This window comes from Deltaproteobacteria bacterium RIFCSPHIGHO2_02_FULL_44_16 (assembly GCA_001798185.1).
Taxonomy (GTDB): Bacteria; UBA10199; UBA10199; order 2-02-FULL-44-16; family 2-02-FULL-44-16; genus 2-02-FULL-44-16.
This window is the reverse complement of the sequence record MGRM01000009.1, coordinates 249,668-266,797: the sequence shown is the minus strand read 5'-3', so window position 1 is coordinate 266,797 and position 17,130 is coordinate 249,668. Positions and strand designations below refer to the sequence as shown.

Below are 17,130 nucleotides of genomic sequence, written 5' to 3'. Positions count from 1 at the left end.
TTTCTTTATCCAATTTCAACTAGCTTTGGCACATTCCCTGGAAAAATGTGCTCAAAGGAATTTTCGATTCATATGAGAAACTGTGTCAGTTTATCATTACAGGAAGCGCACGTGTTGACTTGTTGAAATATACTGGTGAAAGTTTGCTCGGACGTTATTTTACGTTTCGATTATTCCCTCTTTCACTTGCAGAAGTGTGCCATTCACATTTTGAGTTTCCCCGCAAAAAAACTATGCCGGCATGGGAATTCATTGAATCCTGCTTTTTACAGCATCAGGGTTCAAAGGATGCTTTTGAGCATTTGCTTCGTTCAGGCGGTTTCCCGGATCCTTTTCTTGCGGATTCAGACGTTTTTATTCAGAAGTGGAGACAGGATTATCTTGATCATTATGTGCGTGAAGATCTTCGCGATCTGACCGAAATCGTCAATGTAGAACACTGTTTTCATCTCATCCAACTTCTTCCTCCACGCATCGGATCTCCTCTTTCCATCAACGCGCTTCGGGAAGACCTGGAGGTAAGTCATACAGCGGTACGTAATTGGCTTCGCGCGTTGACACTGGTGTATGTGCTTTTTTGGGTTCCTCCCTATTCAAAAAATTTGAGTCGTGGAATAAAAAAAGAGCAGAAATGTTATTTTTTTGATTGGTCTCAAACACAAACATCCGCATCCGCATTTGAAAATTATGTGGCCGTTGAATTGTTTTCGTATTGCGCGTTTTTAAGCGATGCAGGTGTAGGGAAATATGATCTTTACTATGTTCGCACGAAGGATGGAAAAGAGAGCGATTTTCTCATCGTGAAAGATGCGAAACCATGGATTCTTTTTGAATGTAAACTGGAGGCTTCGGAGATTTCTTCCCATCATCTGCTCCATGCATCGAAACTGGGAAATATTCCCTTTGTCCAGCTCGTTTCAAAACCGAATGTCTTGAGCATTTTTGGGAAAAAAAATGTGATTGTTTCTGCAGATCGATTTCTTTCCAATTTTCTTTAAAATGCAATGCGTCATTTGGGTCGGTTGCACTCTCATCTTCTTCTTGGTAGCAACTCAATCTTATGAAATTGAGCCACGATTTTAAAATAGCTCATCATTCGGGTGGCGCAGACGCCGGATCCCAGGGGCGCCCCACGCAGTGGGGAGGTGGAACGGCGGAAGCGACAGGACCCGTAACAGCGAAACATTTTAAAAGAGTGGCTCAATTTTCCTTAGTTTTTCTTATTTTTACCAGCTGTAGCCTCAAAAAAGCGGCTGTTTCTGCTATCGGTGGAATGGCATGGGATGGCCAAGGGGTGCTTGAACAGGAAGAAGATGTTGAACTTGCTCGTCAAAATACGCCTCCCTTGATTATTGCCCTCGATGTCCTTCGACAATCGCATCCTCAAGAGCCTCGGTATGCAGCGCTTGTGGCAAAAGCCTATGGTCAATATGCTTATGGTTTCTATGAAGAGGATCTTCTTCGATTCAAAGCAACCAAAGGAGAGCACGATCAAAAAAGTTTAGAACGTGCGCAGCACTTTTATGAACGTGGTCGGGATGTGGGGCTGACCGCTCTCAAACGGAAGAAGAGTTTTGCACGTTCATTAGAAAAGCCGCAAGTTGAGTTTGAAGCTGCGCTTTCTTCTTTTGGCAAAAAAGATGTCTCTACACTCTTTTGGACCGCATTTTCATGGGGAGGATGGTTGAATCTCCATCGCGATGATCCGATGGCGATTATCGATCTTCCGCGTATCGAAGCGATGATCGATCGCGTCATTGAATTGATGCCGACGTATGAATTTGGAGCGGCTCATGCTTTTCGTGGGGTGATGGCAGCTTCACGCCCTCCGGTACTTGGAGGAAAACCAGAAGAGGCGAAAGCCTCGTTTGAGAAAGCGATCCAGATTGAACCGCGCTATCTCATGACCAAACTTCTCTATGCTCAATATTATGCCGTGCAAGTGCAGGATAAAAAACTCTTTGAACAACTCTTGCGTGAAGTGGAAATCGCAGACGTGAATAACTTTCCAGAGCAGAAACTGGCAAATCAGTTAGCGAAACGGCGAGCTGATCTTTTATGGGGGATGAAAGAGAAATTATTTTAAGATCTGTTTGCAAAGGTAAAGAGAGGTTGTCATTCCCGCGAAAGCGGGAATCCAGAACATCGGAAACACTGGATCCCTGCCTCCGCAGGGATGACTTACAAGGGTTTTTGGTCCTAGTGACATGAGAGGTTCACATGAATTTTATTTTCAGAATATTTTTTATTTCCTTCATCATTTTTTTTACCGCCTCATCAGTGCACGCAGCAACCGAAATCAAATTTGCGCTTCTGGCCCCTGAAGGTTCAACGTGGGAGAAACTGATTCAAGAATGGAATAAGGAGCTCACAAAAAAAACCAGCGGTCGCGTGACACTCAAAATTTATGCGGGAGGAGTGCTTGGCGATGAGCGCGATATCATCCGCAAAATGCGCATTGGCCAGGTGCATGCAGGAGCTTTCACCAGTCTCGGCCTTGGGTTTATCAATCCTGCGGTCCGTGTTTTAGATCTCCCTTTTATGTATCAAAATTATGAAGAAGTTGATGCTGTTGCCAAAAAAATTCAGCCGAAACTTGAGCCTGCTTTTCAGAAAAAGGGATTTGTGTTGGTCGCATGGACAGAAACCGGTTTCGTGAATATTTTTTCCGGAAAACCGATTGCTTCACGAAAAGATATGAAGGGAATGAAGATGTGGGCATGGGAAGGCGATTTTTTAGTTGGGGCTCTTTACAAACGTTTTGAAATTGTTCCTGTTCCTTTGGCTCTTCCTGATGTGTACCAGGCGCTTCAAACAAAATTAATTGATGCGGTCTATGCTCCGCCGCTTGGAGCCATTGCGCTGCAATGGTTTACCCGAACACCGTATATTACTGATCTGCAGGTTGCGAACTCCACGGGCGGTATTATGATGACGTCAAAAGTATTTGCGCTTCTGACGCCGCAAGATCAGGAAATCTTTCGCTCAACAGCACGACGTTATGCTCGCCGTATCATCGATGAAACGCGAAAGGAAAATCAAACTTCCTATGCGTCACTTGCCAAGGCAGGCCTCAAAACTGTTACTGTCTCGGAAGATGAGAAAGAAGCGATTCGCGCAAATGCGGTAAAGGTTTGGGATGATCTTGCAGGGAAACTTTATCCTTCGTCCCTTCTCCTCAACGTGAAAGAAATTTTACAAGCATTCAGATCTTGAGGATAAAAACATGAGATGGTTGATTCACTTTTTTAACCAGATCGATCGCTCTTTTGCGCGGGCTGTGGAGCTTTGTCTGATGTTGATTTTGTTTTTCATGGGAGGAGTGACGCTTTTGCAAGTGATTCTCCGTGATGTTTTTGATTCCGGTATTGCCAATGCAGAAATTCTTTCGCGACACATGGTCCTCTGGATTACATTTCTTGGAGCTATGCTCGGAACAAGAACGCGCGGGCATATTGCGATTGATATGGTAGCGCGTTTATTGCCGCGTCGACCGCGCAATGCCCTACGTATTCTGCTTGATGCTGTTGCCTGTATTGTCTCCTACTATTTGATGAAAGCATCCTATGCTTTTGTGCTTGATGAAAAAATGATGGGAGGCATGCTTGTGGGAAATATTCCAACATGGTGGGCACAAGCGGTGATCCCTTTTGGTTTTGCGGTCATTTCCTTTGAATATGCTATTGGCATTGTGCTCGATATCAAGCGTATTCGTGAAGTAGGAGATCGGCATACAGCGGGCGATTGGCGGAGGTACATAAGCAACTAATGACCTCGACAACTTTTTTTGTCTTAGGACTTCTTTTGTGTGCTTTCTGTGGGGCGCCACTTTTTGTGGTGATTGGCGGCCTCGCGCTCGTCTTTTTTCTTTCAGTTGGAATCGATTCTTCTGCAGTTGTCATTGAAATGTACCGCATGGCAAGCGCTCCCATGCTCATTGCTATTCCGCTTTTTACCTTTGCTGGATATTTGCTTGCAGAGTCGAAATCCCCACAACGTTTTGTGAATCTCTACCGTGCTCTTTTTGGCTGGATGCCAGGTGGCCTTGCCATTGTTTCGTTTATTGCATGTGCCTTTTTCACTGCGTTCACTGGAGCTTCAGGTGTGACGATCATTGCGCTTGGCGGACTTTTGTATCCCATGCTCATCAAGGAAAAATATTCAGAGAAATTTTCTTTAGGCCTTCTCACAACTGGCGGGAGTCTTGGACTTTTGTTTCCTCCTTCCCTCCCGCTCATTCTCTATGCGCTCGTGGCGCAGGTGAATGTCGATGCTCTTTTTCTGGCGGGTATTATTCCCGGAACACTTCTTATTTTGTTTCTTTCGCTTTATAGCATCTTGCGCGGACAGGTTTCACGTGTGCAACGTGAAAAACCGGAATGGGGAAAAATAAAAAAAGCAGTATGTGATGCGATCTGGATTTTACCCCTTCCTGCGATTGTCCTCGGAGGTATTTACGGAGGCATTTTCACGGCATCAGAGGCTGCTGCGGTGACAGTTGCCTATGTTTTCATTGTTGAGCTCTGTATTTATCGGGATCTGAAACTCTTCCGCGATGTGCCGCGCATTGTTTCCGAATCAATGGTGCTTGTCGGCAGCATTCTGATGATTCTTGCCTGTGCGCTTGGGCTCACCAATTATCTTGTCGATGAACAAGTGCCGATGAAAATTTTGGAAGTGATGCGGCAGTACATTACCTCAAAGGTAACGTTTCTCATTATGCTCAATCTTTTTTTGCTGGTGGTGGGATGCCTCATGGATATTTTTTCTGCGATTATCGTCGTGGTTCCGCTGCTTCTCCCCATCGCGAAAGAATTCGGAATACATCCCCTTCATCTTGGGATTATTTTTCTGACCAATCTTGAAATTGGATATTCAACACCGCCGGTGGGGCTCAATCTTTTTATTTCAAGCTATCGTTTCAAGAAAAAAATTCCGGAACTGTGCAAGGCGTCACTTCCATTCCTCGCAGTTTTATTGCTGGCCCTGCTGATTATTACGTATGTTCCAGATCTGTCACTTTTTCTGGTACGAATGTTTGGGTTGGAATAAAGAATTTATAGTGCAATCCTCGCCGTCAGCCAGCGGGCCCAGCGGGCTGCGAACAGATATTATTTGTACAGAGACCGCTTGAACACTGAACGTCGTCTGTACAAGCAGATCCATCATCCAGAGGTTGTGAGCAGGCATTGTTGAAACAAAGACCACTTAAGCATTCAGCATCATCTGTACATACTGCTCCATCATCCAGGGGCTGAAAACAGAGGCTGTTCAAGCAGAAATCACTTGCACACTCGCTATTTACTGCACAGGCTGTTCCGTCTGCCAAAAGAGGACTGCAAACGCCTTGGAGGCAAAGCGGAGCGCCGTCATTGTCATTGCATGAGCTTTGTTCAAAACACATGGTGGAAAGAGTCTGTTGATTGCCTCTGATATTGTAAAAGACCCAAATGTTGTTGCTTTCACGCCACGCGATGTCAGGATAATTGTCTCCATTGACATCAGCGGCGATGATCTCGGCATTGGATGGAAAAGTTGCCATGTTGTTGGCATCGTAATTAACTGGCGTTCCAAGTTTCCCAAGTCCATCTCCCGGAAAAACCTGAATAACGCCTGTTATGCTGATCGTGACGAGGTCTTGATCACCATCCTGGTTGAAATCTTCTCTCTCAACTTCAAAAGTTTCATCAATAACATCATACGTGTCATCCAGGATGTAATTTCCTGCGTTCCAGTAGAAGATATACAATACATTGTTGAGATCATCCGGTGAATTACCAGCAAGAGGACCGGAAATAACGGCAAGATCGAGATCTCCATCTTCATCAAGATCGACCAGTGTGGTGTTTTTGATGTTCGTAAGATTTGCATCGTCAATATCCATCCGCACCGGATTTGCAAACGTTGCATCGCCATTATTGAGGAGAACATAAACGCGCCATTGAACGCTATTTTCGCTCGTAATGAACATCAGATCAAGATCATTATCACCATCAATATCGCCAAGAGCTTGACCTATTTCGGTAATGCTTTCTCCATCTTCCGCCGCAAGTGTCAAATCAACGCGGGCAGGAGTTGTATCCCCAGCAAACCCATCGCCAGCGCCATCGTTGAGAAGGATTCGAAATGCAGAACCCATAAGGTCTTCTGAATCATCATCAATAGCGCCAAACATGAAAAGGTCTTCATCGCCGTCGCCATCAAGATCGCCCACGGCTTTTCGATAATCACAATAGATGTTATCCAAACTTTTGGATTCGAGATTATCAAAATCAAAATCGAGCGCGAGTTTTAAATCGCATGCGCCAAGGCTGTCTTCGAGATAGAGATAATCCAACTCTCCATCTTCATCCCAATCGGGAACGCCAAGGCCCATTCCGGTGTCGGAACCAGTTCCAAGGGAGTTAAAGAGCGAATTTGGGGTGTTCGGAGCAGAGGTGAAAATCCCGTTTCCAAAATTCGGAAGAATCGAGTAACCGCCATCATCGTCCCAGCTTGCTTCTGCAGTGATGATATCCAGATCACCGTCGTCATCATTGTCGATAAGAGCGCTAAAAGGACCGCCAGATCCTGTGCCAAAGGCCCATCGGAAGGCGCTATCAAAGAAAGGATCGTCATCATCTTCTTCAGGTTGCGGCTCTGGTTCAGGGTCATTATTGTCACCAATTTCTTCTTCTTCTTCTTCTTCCGGTTCTCCGTCTTCAAGTCCACCGAGATAGCTGACACAGGTCAGATAGTTTGAACCTCCACCTATACATTCTTCGAAGTCATTTTTGTGGACACCGAGATCGACCCAATCAGTGTTGAGATTTTCAAAAAGTTCTGAATTGAGATTGTTTTCATTAAAGAGGTCAGAATCGATAACATGGCCAAAATATCCAGCATAATATTCCATGACATCGGAATCTATAGAGCCGTCATCCGAAATGAAAAGATCAAGACCTTCTTCATTGCTTGCTATGGTACTTCCCATGCTCAAACCCCAATCGAAAAAGTCTTCCATAGTATCAAACTCTTCGTCTTTGGCGCGATCAACGAGTCCATGAAAAGCAAAAATTTCATCTGGATTGATAAATCCGGAGGGATCAAAGAAACTTTCGTACTTACCGGTCATGCCAATCATAAGGCCCGTGAGAGCGCCAGGAACCATATCGATGAGCGTTCCTGCCCCGCTGGCGTGATCCAGAACGCCGAGGAAAACTTTAAATCCATCAGCCGAAAAGGTTTCAACTTGTCCCGCACTTTCAGCAGCGAGAAGGCTTCCGATAAAAACATCGCTAAAGGCGGTTCCTTGAGCGGAGTCGGATTTGATGCTATCGCAAGCGCTACCGGTTGCGGCGCTACTTGCCTTGCTTAAAGATGAGAGAGAGCTGAGCCCCTCTCCAGAAGCAAGTTCATCGTGAAGCACAATGTCCAAAGCGTCAAATGCTGCGACAGCGTCGTCATATCCGTTCATGAAATAGTCTGCATCTTTTCCGGTCACATCTTTTGCAGCATTTGCCATTGCCTCAACCACACTTATGGGTGGAGCCGTGTCGCTTAGCAGGACCGATAACCAGTCTTCATATCCATAATCAGCAGCAGAAAGGCCTGAGGTCATGGCGCTAAAAATGAGTTCTTTTATAAGAGCGCTATCATCTTTGAGGCCTGTGCCATCCAGTGAAGATTCTCCCCAGAGTTTTTCTTGAGCTTTGACATAACAGAGAACGTCGATGTTCGCGGTTTCGATTTTGCTGAAACAATCTTCTCCTGGTTTACAACCAATTTTTTTCCAAAAAGCCTGAGCGGCGAGCGTGGATGTAGTATCAGCTGTGCCAAAACTCTTTTCGACAAGATTATCGGTATCGATGGAGAGTTCTGTATATTTTTCAATACGAATACTCCCCGAACTGTTTTTAACCACCAGTACGAGTTTCGCAATTGCGGAACCGCTGGTGGCTGAAGTGACGCAGGTGAGAGGAGCGTCTACTTTGCAAACCCCATCACTGACAGTACAGGTGCCACAGGTTTCTCCCTTCATATTGTAGAAGGTTCCCGTGAGTCCATTTCCAGCCACTTGACTTGAAGCTTTGTGGACAGCCGATTTTACAACTGATTTGCTAATGTTGGCGCTCGTTGAAGAGGGAACAAGAACTGTACTATTGAGTGTTACACTTTTGATAACTATGGTCGAAGAGGTAGAAATCCCATCCACCCCCGCACCGCAGGCAGTGAAAAAGAACAAAAGAACCAGAGATGTTAAAAAGTTTTTTTTCATATCTGCAAGGAGAACTCTTCAATAAATGTACCAACATTTTAAAGCTGGTATCACATTGAAATACATATATTTTTTTGTAATTGAGCCGATCGCAGGTGGGTAAAAATGATCAAAGCGTCAAAAAAATATTGGCGTTGGTGAGAGAATTTATTCGCCGTATTTCACGTCGATGATTTCAAATTCGCGGATCCCTTTGGGGGTTTGGACACGTGCTTCGTCACCTTCTGTTTTTCCGATCAAAGCTCGGGCAATGGGGGATTCAATCGAAACACTTCCCTCTTCGATTTTGGCTTCATGTTTACCGACGATCGTATAGGTCACTTTTTCATCGGTATCGAGATTGAGAAGGGTGACCGTAGCGCCGAAAACGATTTTATCTGATTCGATGGTGGCGGGATCGATGACATGAGCTGCTCCGAGATGATATTCAATATCCTGAATCATCGCGTGGATTTGCCCCTGTTTTTCTTTGGCTGCACTGTATTCAGCATTTTCTGAAAGATCGCCATGCGCGCGAGCGGTTTCGATGTCCAAAATATTTTTGGGGCGCTCGACACTTTTGAGATGCTTTAACTTTTCCTCGAGCATTTTTTTGCCGCGAGGGGTCATGGGGACTCGGTCTGACATGAGGAATGACATCTCTTGATTGACAAGTGAAGTCAAGACGTTATGAATTGTTCTGAAGCGCCTGCTTCGGGTAAATTTTCTCGGGCCGCTCCGTCATGGGTCGTCCCATGACGTTCGCTTAGCTTTCAGCGATTTTAGGTTTTGTCCCGCTTGTTAAAATCGCTGAAAGATGCCCTGCGAAAACTTTACCCTCGCGCGGCGCTTACTAAAGAAATAACGATGTCTATGCATATCAAACAAATAGTTGTCGGTCCCATGCAAAACTTCGCATATCTTCTTTGGGATCATGACACCAAAGAAGGGGCGATCATCGATCCGGGGTGGGAGCATGAAAAACTTCTGAAAGAAGCGGAGCGTTTAGGCCTTCGCATCATTGCAGTTTTGCTGACCCACACTCATTTTGATCACCTCCAAGACTTGGAACCACTGCTGCGCAAGATCTCTGCTCCTGTCTATGTCCATGAACATGAAGCAAAAACTCTCCCATCGTCTGCGAAGACGGTGACAACGCGAGATGGGAGTAAAATTGTTTTGGGAAAGAGCGAAGTTCTGTGCCATCACACGCCAGGTCACTCTCCAGGGTGTCAGTGTTTTGAAGTTGACGATATTCTTGTGACCGGCGATACCCTTTTTATCGATAGTTGTGGTCGTATCGATCTTCCGGGGAGCGATCCGAAAGCCATGAAGACATCGCTTGCAAAGTTGGTCTTATTTCGAGAGCAGCTTGTGGTGTATCCAGGCCATGACTATGGTGAAACTCCGACCGCAACGCTTGGGGAGCAGAAAAAAACGAATCCGTATTTGAGAAAGTAATGAAGTTTGAATAAGCCGCGCTCACCCTGAGCTTGTCGAAGGGTGAGTTATGCTTCGACAGGCTCAGCATGAACGGTAATATCCAAGAGAAAAAAATGAAACGCGACTTTCTCACAACACTTACAGAAAAAGGAATTCTCGCAGATGGAGCGATGGGGACGGAGCTTTATCGTCGCGGTATTTTTATCAATCGTTGTTATGATGAACTCTGTCTTTCAAGTCCTGAGATCGTGAAAGAGATTCATCGCGAATATGTCTCCGCAGGGGCTGAGCTCATTGAAACCAACACGTTTACCGCCAATCGTCTGGCCCTTTCTGGTTTTGGATTAGAGACAAAGGTGCGCGAGATCAATATGGCAGGTGCAACGCTTGCTCGTGCGGTAGCAGGAGAAAATATTTTTGTAGCCGGATCGGTCGGACCTGTGTCGTGGACCAAAAAAAATGCAGGGGTCATGGATCCAAAAGAAATCCACGATGCGTTTGCAGAGCAGATAAGAGCGCTTGCTGATGGTGGGGTGGATGCCATTTTTCTCGAAACCTTTACGCGGCTTGATGAGCTCAAAATCGCTTATGAAGCTGCGCGCTCTGTCACCTCCCTTCCCATTGTCTGCCATCTGTCGCTCAAATATGGGGGTGAGGGTGAGTTTGAAGGACTTCAGCCAGAAGTCGCTGCAGAGGAGATGGACATCTGGGGAGCTGATGTCATCGGTGTCAACTGTTCTGACGGTCCGATTGGGGTTTTCGAAGCGTTGAAACGGATGACGAAAGTGACGAAGAAGCCTCTCTCTGCCATGCCCAATGCAGGTCTGCCCCAGATGGAACAGGGGAGACTTCTCTACATGGCGACTCCTCAATATGTTGCAGAATATGCGCGACGCTTTGCGCAGTTAGGGGTGAAGCTCATCGGTGGTTGTTGCGGAACTACTGCTGCGCACATTCATGAAATGAAAAATTTCATCAAAGCGATTCGTGTCGATGATACGGGCAAAACGAAGGTGATCAAAGATGAACAGGATAAGCCGTATGAACTGCATCAAGTTCGATTTCCATCTCCCATTCCCGTTGAAGAAAAAAGTCCCTTCGGAGCGCTGCTTGGAAAAAAGTTTTCGGTTTCTGTCGAAATCGAACCACCGGTAAGCACGGATCCTTCGAAAGCTCTCGAAGGAGCGATGCTCCTCAAAGAGATTGGAGTGGATGCGATCAATATTTCAGATGGACCGCGCGCCATGGCCCGAATGAGTTCGACGGCGATGTCGCTGCTCATCAAAGAGAGAGTCGGGATCGAAGTGATTACGCATTATTGTTGTCGTGATCGTAACTTGCTCGGCATTCAGATGGATCTGATCGGCGCCAATGCGTTGGGGCTGCGTAACCTCATGTTGATCACCGGCGATCCTCCGAAGATGGGAAACTATCCCGAAGCAACAGCGGTGTTTGATATTGATGCGATTGGACTTATCAAATTTGCGGCTAATCTCAATCGAGGACTCGATTTTGCGGGCCGCCCGATCAAAGGCTCGACGAAGTTTCTTCTCGGTTGTGGTGTGAATCCAGGCGCTGTGGATATTGACCTTGAAGTTGATCGCTTTGCGCGCAAAGTTGCTGCGGGCGCTGAGTTTGTTTTCTCGCAACCAGTCTATGAAGTGGAGCGCGTTGAAGAATTTTTTAAGCGCATTCACTCTATTCCAAAAATTCCGATCTTTGTTGGCATTTTACCGTTGACCTCACTTCGCAGCGCTGAGTTTCTTCATAACGAAGTTCCTGGCATGCAAATTCCGAAGAAGGTCATGAGTCGCATGGAATCAGCGAAAACAACAGAGACACAGCGTCAAGTCGGCATGAGTGTTGCCTCTGAAATGCTCGAAGCGATTCATGCGATGAAAGAAGTCACCGGCGGCGCTTATATTTTCCCGCCTTTCAGATCTTACGCCGCCATCGGCGATCTTTTAAACGTGATTCGGTAGAATTTTTATTTGCGTTTTTCGCACTAAAATATTGCTTATTAAGCAATTATATATTGCGTATTACACAATTCAATGAGAGCATTCATTCATGTCTTCTGAAATCAACAAAGAACAGATTGTTCGATATCTTCGTGAAGTGGGAAGGATTTATGATCAGCTTGATGGTCCATCTCTCATCCTTGGCATTTGCGGCGGTGCAGCGTTGATGTTTCTGGATTTAACCGATCGGATCACTACAAAAGATATCGATACCATTTTTCCGACACCATGGCCTGAACAATTGTCTGAAGCAGTAAAGATCATTTCCGAAAATTATGGCTTACCACAACGCTGGATGAATGCTGGTCCTGAAATCCTGACATCAATGGGACTTCCTGAAGGTTTTTATCAACGAGCGTTGAAATTGGGGTATTCCGATGTCGCAGAAAAAATATCACAAAGAACTTCTTAAGATCGTTCTCGATCTTGCGTGGGCTCAATGGAATCGCCTCGGACTTCTTGGCGCATCTGGAACGAATCTCTTTTCGACCGATATTGAAGCTTCGATACTTCTTTTTGCTGATGTGGTTCGATACGATGGTCGTTTGTATGATGGAGTTTGGTATTGGTTCAAGCGATATGGTGACGTTGTAAATCAAGAAAGGTTAAAAACACTTATTCAAAAAGAAAAGGATGAATGGGTCGCGCGTTTTCTTGGCGCTTTTTTGGAGAAGCAGTCACCATCACAGTGGAAAACCGTCATCAAGCAGTGCCAGCGAATGTGTACACCGACCTGGAAGGAGATTCCCCTTTCAACAACGATGTCTCAGAAGGGTTGGGGAGATAAAGACACCCTTTTTTTAAAATGGGGAATTCTTTTTCACGACGTGTTACCACGAGAAAAACTGCAGGATCACGACTGGATTTTGCGCACAAATGCACAGCTCCGATATAGGTATCTCTGTGGAGTTTCATTACGAGCTGATGTTCTCTATTTGTTGTCGGTGAGTCATAAGATAAAACACAAGAAGGAGAAAGATTATCATACATCAGTTCGACTTGCCTACCTCCTCGACTGTAATCTCTCAACGGTTCATCGTATTAAAAATGATTTTGAAAAAGGAGGTTTCCTTTCTCCTTCCCGCGATTCGGTACACAATCCCCATATTATGACCTGGTCTTTTCAGAACCATGTTTTTCTTCCAAGCGATAAGTATTTCGATCACGGAATTGTTTATTGGTCAGATATCAATAGATTGTTGCGAGCAGCATTGATCCTCAACACTGAACTGATGGAAATACAAGATGAGGCTATTTGCAAATCACATATTGTTACATTTCAGGATAAATTTTTTCCCATACTCGATAACCATCATGAAATTCCGGTGTTTGCTCCGTATGGTACAGCGTTAAAACCTTTAGAAGATTATTCCGTCGAACAACTTATTGCTCTGGTTGTTGAAAGATTACAGCTCTTCTCCTACATTATTTGTCAGGCGCTCATGCTTCGTTGTGCACGCTGCAAAACAATTTTCCCATCACCGATGCAGGGAATGATCTCATCATTAAAAAAGAGCGAACTTTTCAACAACACTATTCAGTGTCCGCATTGTGGATTTTCATTTCTCACGAGCAAACCGGACTTTTTTTATTATAGTAATATTGGCACTGAAGAACTCATTTTATTTCAGAGTGAGTCGTAGATAAATTTTATTTAATCAAACAGCACTTTCAGAAGATCAAGGCTCGTGACAATTCCCACAAAGCGATCGTTACGCGTGACCAAAACGCGATGAATGCGTCCGGAAATCATGGTGCGTGCGATATCGCGAACTTTGGTTTCTTCCTTCACCGAATAAACCGTTGGAGTCATAATGTCGCGGACAAGCACATCCTCTTCAGGAAGATTTCGAAGATCCGGCACATAGCCGCCACTGCTCATCCAAAAAAGGGAAGGCGACATGGTTTCGGTTATTTCACCGCGACCAGCTTCATATTGCGCGATGTCACTTGTAGAAACGACACCAATCAGTTTGCCTCTTGAGTTGGTGACAGGAACTCCTGTGATTTCGTGTTCAACGAGCGCTTCCGCCAACGCTTTTACTGACATCTCTTCTGCGACCGTTAAGATTTCTGTAGTCATAATATCTTTTGCACGTAGTTCTGTCATCGTTCCTCCTTTTTAGAAGTTCTGTTTTCCGTATCTCTGAATGAAGAAAAGAGAGCGATAAGAAGAATCATAATGAAGGATGATTTTTATCATCCCCACGACAACGATTTTTTTTGCATAAGAGAGACACAACAAGAGGGAGAACATCAAGGAATGCCAAAAGGTAATGCCGAGAATCATGAGGCTCGTCATTAAATAGTATTTGCGGGAGAAGACGGTGATGCACAACTATGAGGTTTTCTATCATGATCCCATTACAAATTACGTTTAAAGATGTTCCACATTCAGACGCGGTTGAAACTTTTGTTCGAGAAAAGGCGGAAAAACTTTACCGCTTTGCCGACAAGATTCTGAGATGTCATGTGGTTATCGAGTCTCCTCACCGACATCATCAGGGAAACACGTTTCATGTCACCGTTCAGATGCATATCCCTGGAGAAGAAATTGTGACCAATCGCGATCCCGGGAAAAATTTTGCTCACAAAGATATTTATGTTGCTCTTCGCGATGCTTTTGATGCTGCGCGACGTCAGCTTCAGGATCATGTTCGTATCAGAAGACGGTTTGTGAAGAAACATGCGGATTCAGCTTCCATGCGAGGTGAATGCAAACGCAGTCGATGCCAAGTATAAAAACGGGGTGTTGACGGTAACGCTACCAAAATCTCCTGAAGCTGAGGCGCACAGCAAAAAGATTTTGGTCCATTCTTAAAAAGAGTATTGAGACTTTTTACGGCAGAATACGATGGGCAGGGGTTCTTTACTCCTGCCCATCGGTCATTTGAGATGTTCTTAAAACTTGCGAGTTATGTGATTCCTGCTACATCGCAAGGTGCGCATAAAACTATGATACAACCTCATGATGAACATGTTGTTTCGGCTTTACTCTTCAAGCATTCAAGTCTTGGCCTTATCATCTGCGATGACAAAGGTGAAATTATAGAAGTGAATCCTCATGCCTGTTCTTTGTTTGGATATGAGCCACGAGAACTTGTTGGTCAAAAGATTGAAGCGCTCATTCCACACCAATTTCGAAAAAAACATGTGGAACATCGTGCCCGTTATTATGAGCACCCTGTTGCGCGTCCTATGGGTATTGGCATGGATCTCTTGGCGCTCAAAAAAAATGGGACCGAATTTCCAGTTGAAATAAGCCTTGCTTCTTATGAAATCGATGAAAGGCGATGGACAGTTGGATTTGTCAGTGACATTACGGAGAGAAAGAAAATCAAAGACGAGCTCAAACAGCTCAATATTACCCTGGAACACAAGGTTGGAGAACGAACAAGAGAGTTATCGCAAGCCTTAATGGAGCTTCATCACATCAATACGAATCTTCACACAGAAATGGCAGAGAGAAAGCGAATCGCAGAGGAACTCAATGTTGCGCTTGAAAAAGAACGCGAGCTTGGGGAACTCAAATCGCGTTTTGTTTCACTTGCCTCGCACGAATTTCGAACTCCGCTCGGGGGAATTGCGTCGTCGGCTTCACTCATCACAAAATATCAAAAAGAGAAAGAACAGGAACAACGCGACAAGCATGTGAGAACAATTCAGCGGCTGGTGCAACATTTGACGAGCATTCTCAATGATTTTCTCTCGATGGATAAATTGGAACAGGGAAATGTCGAAGCGAAACCCTCTTCATTGCAACTCGCTTCCTTTGTTGAAAGTTGCATCAATGATACGGAGCGTGGAATGTCGAAGAAAAATCGTATCGTCTACGTTCATGAAGGAGATATGGTGACGGTCATGGTCGATCAAGAGATGCTTCGGAATATTGTGACGAATCTCATTTCTAATGCGCTCAAATATAGCTCGGATGAGACAATCGTATCGGTGAAGACACGTGTTGATGGAGAAAAAATAGAGCTCATTGTTGAAGATCAGGGAATTGGGATTCCGGAGGTTGACCAAAAGCGTCTTTTTGAAAGATTTCATCGAGGAAAGAATGTGCTTTCAGTCCCTGGAACCGGCATTGGTCTCAATATTGTGAAGAACTATCTCGATCTCATGGGAGGGTCGATTCGTTTTGAAAGTGAAGAGGGAAAGGGGACAACATTTGTGGTGATCCTTCCAAAAGGAGAAAGAACATGAAGAAGATTTTGCTCATCGAAGACGATTCGGTGTTGCGAGAAAATACGGCTGAAATTTTAACACTTGCCCAATATCAGGTGACCACAGCAAAACAGGGAAAAGAGGGGATTCAGAAAGCAAAGGAGATGAAACCAGATGTGATCCTTTGCGACATCATGATGCCTGAACTGGATGGTTATGGTGTACTCCATATCCTTTCCAAAGATCCTGAAACCGCGAGTATTCCCTTTCTCTTTTTAACGGCCAAAGCGGAAAAGAGCGATCTTCGAAAAGGGATGGAGCTCGGAGCAGACGACTACCTCACAAAACCTTTTGATGAAACGGAACTTTTGAATGCAATTGAAACGCGTCTCAAGAAACGGGCTTTTGCAGAAAAAACTTTTACTGCAACGCTTGAAGGTCTTCACGAATTTCTGGATCAGGCGCGCGGCATGAAAGAACTTGCAACGCTTTCAGAGGAGAGACCTCTTGTGCGCTATCGTCCACAGGAAACCATTTTTCATGAAGGTGAGATTCCAGCTCATCTTTATTTTCTGCAAGAGGGAAAAGTAAAAACCTGTCGGATGCATGATGAGGGAAAAGAACTGGTGACGAATCTCTATTCAGCCGGAAATTTTTTTGGATACACTGCGCTCCTGGAAGAGATTCCCTATACAGATACAGCCGTGACGCTTGAAGCCGCAAAAATTTGCAAGATTCCAAAAGAGGATTTTTTCTCCCTGATTTCAAAAAATCGCGATGTGGCGCAAACCTTTATCAAAATGCTTTCCAACTCCGTGCGGGAAACAGAAACGCGATTGTTAAGTTTGGCCTACGATTCGGTCAGAAAGCGGGTTGCCGAAACGCTTCTCATGGCGCAGAAGAAATACCACATCGATGGAGAGCGACAGACAAAACTTCCTTTGACGCGTGAAAATCTGGCAAACATGGTAGGAACGGCAACGGAGACGCTTATTCGCTGTTTAAGCGACTTTAAAGATGAAAAGCTCATCTCGATTGATGGTCGTCAGATTATCATTTTGAATGTCAAAGGACTCAAAGAGCTTCAGTAAAAGTTTGTTGAAAACGTCTCTCGGAGGCATTGTCTTGCTACGGTAGCTCGACTCAGTCGCCGTCTCGCTGCCTGCTCTTTGGCACCGCGATTATAAAGGCTGCTGTCCGCAGTGCCTGCGGACGCCGCTCGACAAACGCCTCCTGCAGCCGTTTTCACATGATCAAAATCAT

The 17,130-nt window shown here is 45.0% G+C and carries 15 protein-coding genes; 12 read left to right on the top strand and 3 right to left on the bottom strand.

Translation table 11 applies throughout. The features are described from left to right. Positions 1–47: 47 nt before the first annotated feature. From A3C46_05645 to A3C46_05625, 5 genes are all read left to right on the top strand, one after another. Positions 48–998 (top strand): hypothetical protein, encoded by a 951-nt coding sequence (locus tag A3C46_05645; protein OGQ22925.1) that lies wholly within the window; start codon positions 48–50, stop codon positions 996–998. 62 nt (positions 999–1,060) lie between these two features. Beyond that, the gene (locus A3C46_05640) at positions 1,061–2,086 is read left to right on the top strand and encodes a hypothetical protein (protein ID OGQ22924.1); all 1,026 of its coding nucleotides are present in this window, start codon (positions 1,061–1,063) and stop codon (positions 2,084–2,086) included. Between the two features lie 134 nt (positions 2,087–2,220). Next, on the top strand, positions 2,221–3,216 hold the full coding sequence (locus tag A3C46_05635) for a hypothetical protein (GenBank protein OGQ22923.1): 996 nt from the start codon (positions 2,221–2,223) through the stop codon (positions 3,214–3,216). A gap of 10 nt (positions 3,217–3,226) precedes the next feature. Then, positions 3,227–3,769 carry a hypothetical protein gene (locus A3C46_05630; GenBank protein ID OGQ22922.1) on the top strand — a complete coding sequence of 181 codons (543 nt, stop codon included), beginning with the start codon at positions 3,227–3,229 and terminating at the stop codon, positions 3,767–3,769. After that, on the top strand, positions 3,769–5,052 hold the full coding sequence (locus tag A3C46_05625; protein ID OGQ22921.1) for a C4-dicarboxylate ABC transporter: 1,284 nt from the start codon (positions 3,769–3,771) through the stop codon (positions 5,050–5,052). Before A3C46_05630 ends, A3C46_05625 begins: the two co-directional genes overlap by 1 nt. Positions 5,053–5,077: 25 nt before the next feature. On the opposite strand, the gene A3C46_05620 is transcribed toward A3C46_05625, so the two are convergent. Both A3C46_05620 and A3C46_05615 read right to left on the bottom strand, forming a co-directional pair. Continuing rightward, the gene (locus A3C46_05620; protein ID OGQ22920.1) at positions 5,078–8,257 is read right to left on the bottom strand and encodes a hypothetical protein; all 3,180 of its coding nucleotides are present in this window, start codon (positions 8,255–8,257) and stop codon (positions 5,078–5,080) included. 147 nt (positions 8,258–8,404) lie between these two features. Next, complete coding sequence (locus A3C46_05615) at positions 8,405–8,896, bottom strand: transcription elongation factor GreA (protein ID OGQ22919.1); 492 nt, start codon at positions 8,894–8,896, stop codon at positions 8,405–8,407. Between the two features lie 213 nt (positions 8,897–9,109). Here A3C46_05615 and A3C46_05610 point away from each other — a divergent pair, with 213 nt between their 5' ends. The 4 genes from A3C46_05610 (at position 9,110) to A3C46_05595 (ending at position 13,343) form a co-directional block, all read left to right on the top strand. Further along, positions 9,110–9,697: a hypothetical protein gene (locus tag A3C46_05610; protein OGQ22945.1), complete on the top strand. Its 588-nt coding sequence runs from the start codon at positions 9,110–9,112 to the stop codon at positions 9,695–9,697. A gap of 95 nt (positions 9,698–9,792) precedes the next feature. Next, complete coding sequence (locus A3C46_05605; GenBank protein ID OGQ22918.1) at positions 9,793–11,661, top strand: bifunctional homocysteine S-methyltransferase/methylenetetrahydrofolate reductase; 1,869 nt, start codon at positions 9,793–9,795, stop codon at positions 11,659–11,661. An 88-nt stretch (positions 11,662–11,749) separates the two neighbouring features. Then, on the top strand, positions 11,750–12,112 hold the full coding sequence (locus A3C46_05600) for a hypothetical protein (GenBank protein ID OGQ22917.1): 363 nt from the start codon (positions 11,750–11,752) through the stop codon (positions 12,110–12,112). Continuing rightward, positions 12,078–13,343: a hypothetical protein gene (locus tag A3C46_05595; protein OGQ22916.1), complete on the top strand. Its 1,266-nt coding sequence runs from the start codon at positions 12,078–12,080 to the stop codon at positions 13,341–13,343. Before A3C46_05600 ends, A3C46_05595 begins: the two co-directional genes overlap by 35 nt. 11 nt (positions 13,344–13,354) lie before the next feature. Here the strand turns inward: A3C46_05595 and A3C46_05590 are convergent, their stop codons facing one another. Next, the gene (locus tag A3C46_05590; GenBank protein OGQ22915.1) at positions 13,355–13,810 is read right to left on the bottom strand and encodes a hypothetical protein; all 456 of its coding nucleotides are present in this window, start codon (positions 13,808–13,810) and stop codon (positions 13,355–13,357) included. Between the two features lie 242 nt (positions 13,811–14,052). Here A3C46_05590 and A3C46_05585 point away from each other — a divergent pair, with 242 nt between their 5' ends. From A3C46_05585 to A3C46_05575, 3 genes are all read left to right on the top strand, one after another. Further along, entirely contained in the window at positions 14,053–14,442 is a 390-nt protein-coding gene (locus tag A3C46_05585; protein OGQ22944.1) for a hypothetical protein, read from the top strand. Positions 14,443–14,655: 213 nt separating this feature from the next. Continuing rightward, positions 14,656–15,906 (top strand): hypothetical protein, encoded by a 1,251-nt coding sequence (locus A3C46_05580; GenBank protein OGQ22943.1) that lies wholly within the window; start codon positions 14,656–14,658, stop codon positions 15,904–15,906. Further along, positions 15,903–16,958 (top strand): transcriptional regulator, encoded by a 1,056-nt coding sequence (locus A3C46_05575; protein ID OGQ22914.1) that lies wholly within the window; start codon positions 15,903–15,905, stop codon positions 16,956–16,958. Before A3C46_05580 ends, A3C46_05575 begins: the two co-directional genes overlap by 4 nt. Positions 16,959–17,130 lie beyond the last annotated feature (172 nt).

Bases quoted from the DNA above. Each gene is read 5' to 3' on its own strand.
- A3C46_05640 (OGQ22924.1), top strand. From the start codon at position 1,061: ATGAAATTGAGCCACGATTTTAAAATAGCTCATCATTCGGGTGGCGCA.
- A3C46_05635 (OGQ22923.1), top strand. From the start codon at position 2,221: ATGAATTTTATTTTCAGAATATTTTTTATTTCCTTCATCATTTTTTTT.
- A3C46_05630 (OGQ22922.1), top strand. From the start codon at position 3,227: ATGAGATGGTTGATTCACTTTTTTAACCAGATCGATCGCTCTTTTGCG.
- A3C46_05625 (OGQ22921.1), top strand. From the start codon at position 3,769: ATGACCTCGACAACTTTTTTTGTCTTAGGACTTCTTTTGTGTGCTTTC.
- A3C46_05620 (OGQ22920.1), bottom strand. From the start codon at position 8,257: ATGAAAAAAAACTTTTTAACATCTCTGGTTCTTTTGTTCTTTTTCACT.
- A3C46_05615 (OGQ22919.1), bottom strand. From the start codon at position 8,896: ATGTCATTCCTCATGTCAGACCGAGTCCCCATGACCCCTCGCGGCAAA.
- A3C46_05610 (OGQ22945.1), top strand. From the start codon at position 9,110: ATGCATATCAAACAAATAGTTGTCGGTCCCATGCAAAACTTCGCATAT.
- A3C46_05605 (OGQ22918.1), top strand. From the start codon at position 9,793: ATGAAACGCGACTTTCTCACAACACTTACAGAAAAAGGAATTCTCGCA.
- A3C46_05600 (OGQ22917.1), top strand. From the start codon at position 11,750: ATGTCTTCTGAAATCAACAAAGAACAGATTGTTCGATATCTTCGTGAA.
- A3C46_05595 (OGQ22916.1), top strand. From the start codon at position 12,078: ATGTCGCAGAAAAAATATCACAAAGAACTTCTTAAGATCGTTCTCGAT.
- A3C46_05590 (OGQ22915.1), bottom strand. From the start codon at position 13,810: ATGACAGAACTACGTGCAAAAGATATTATGACTACAGAAATCTTAACG.
- A3C46_05580 (OGQ22943.1), top strand. From the start codon at position 14,656: ATGATACAACCTCATGATGAACATGTTGTTTCGGCTTTACTCTTCAAG.
- A3C46_05575 (OGQ22914.1), top strand. From the start codon at position 15,903: ATGAAGAAGATTTTGCTCATCGAAGACGATTCGGTGTTGCGAGAAAAT.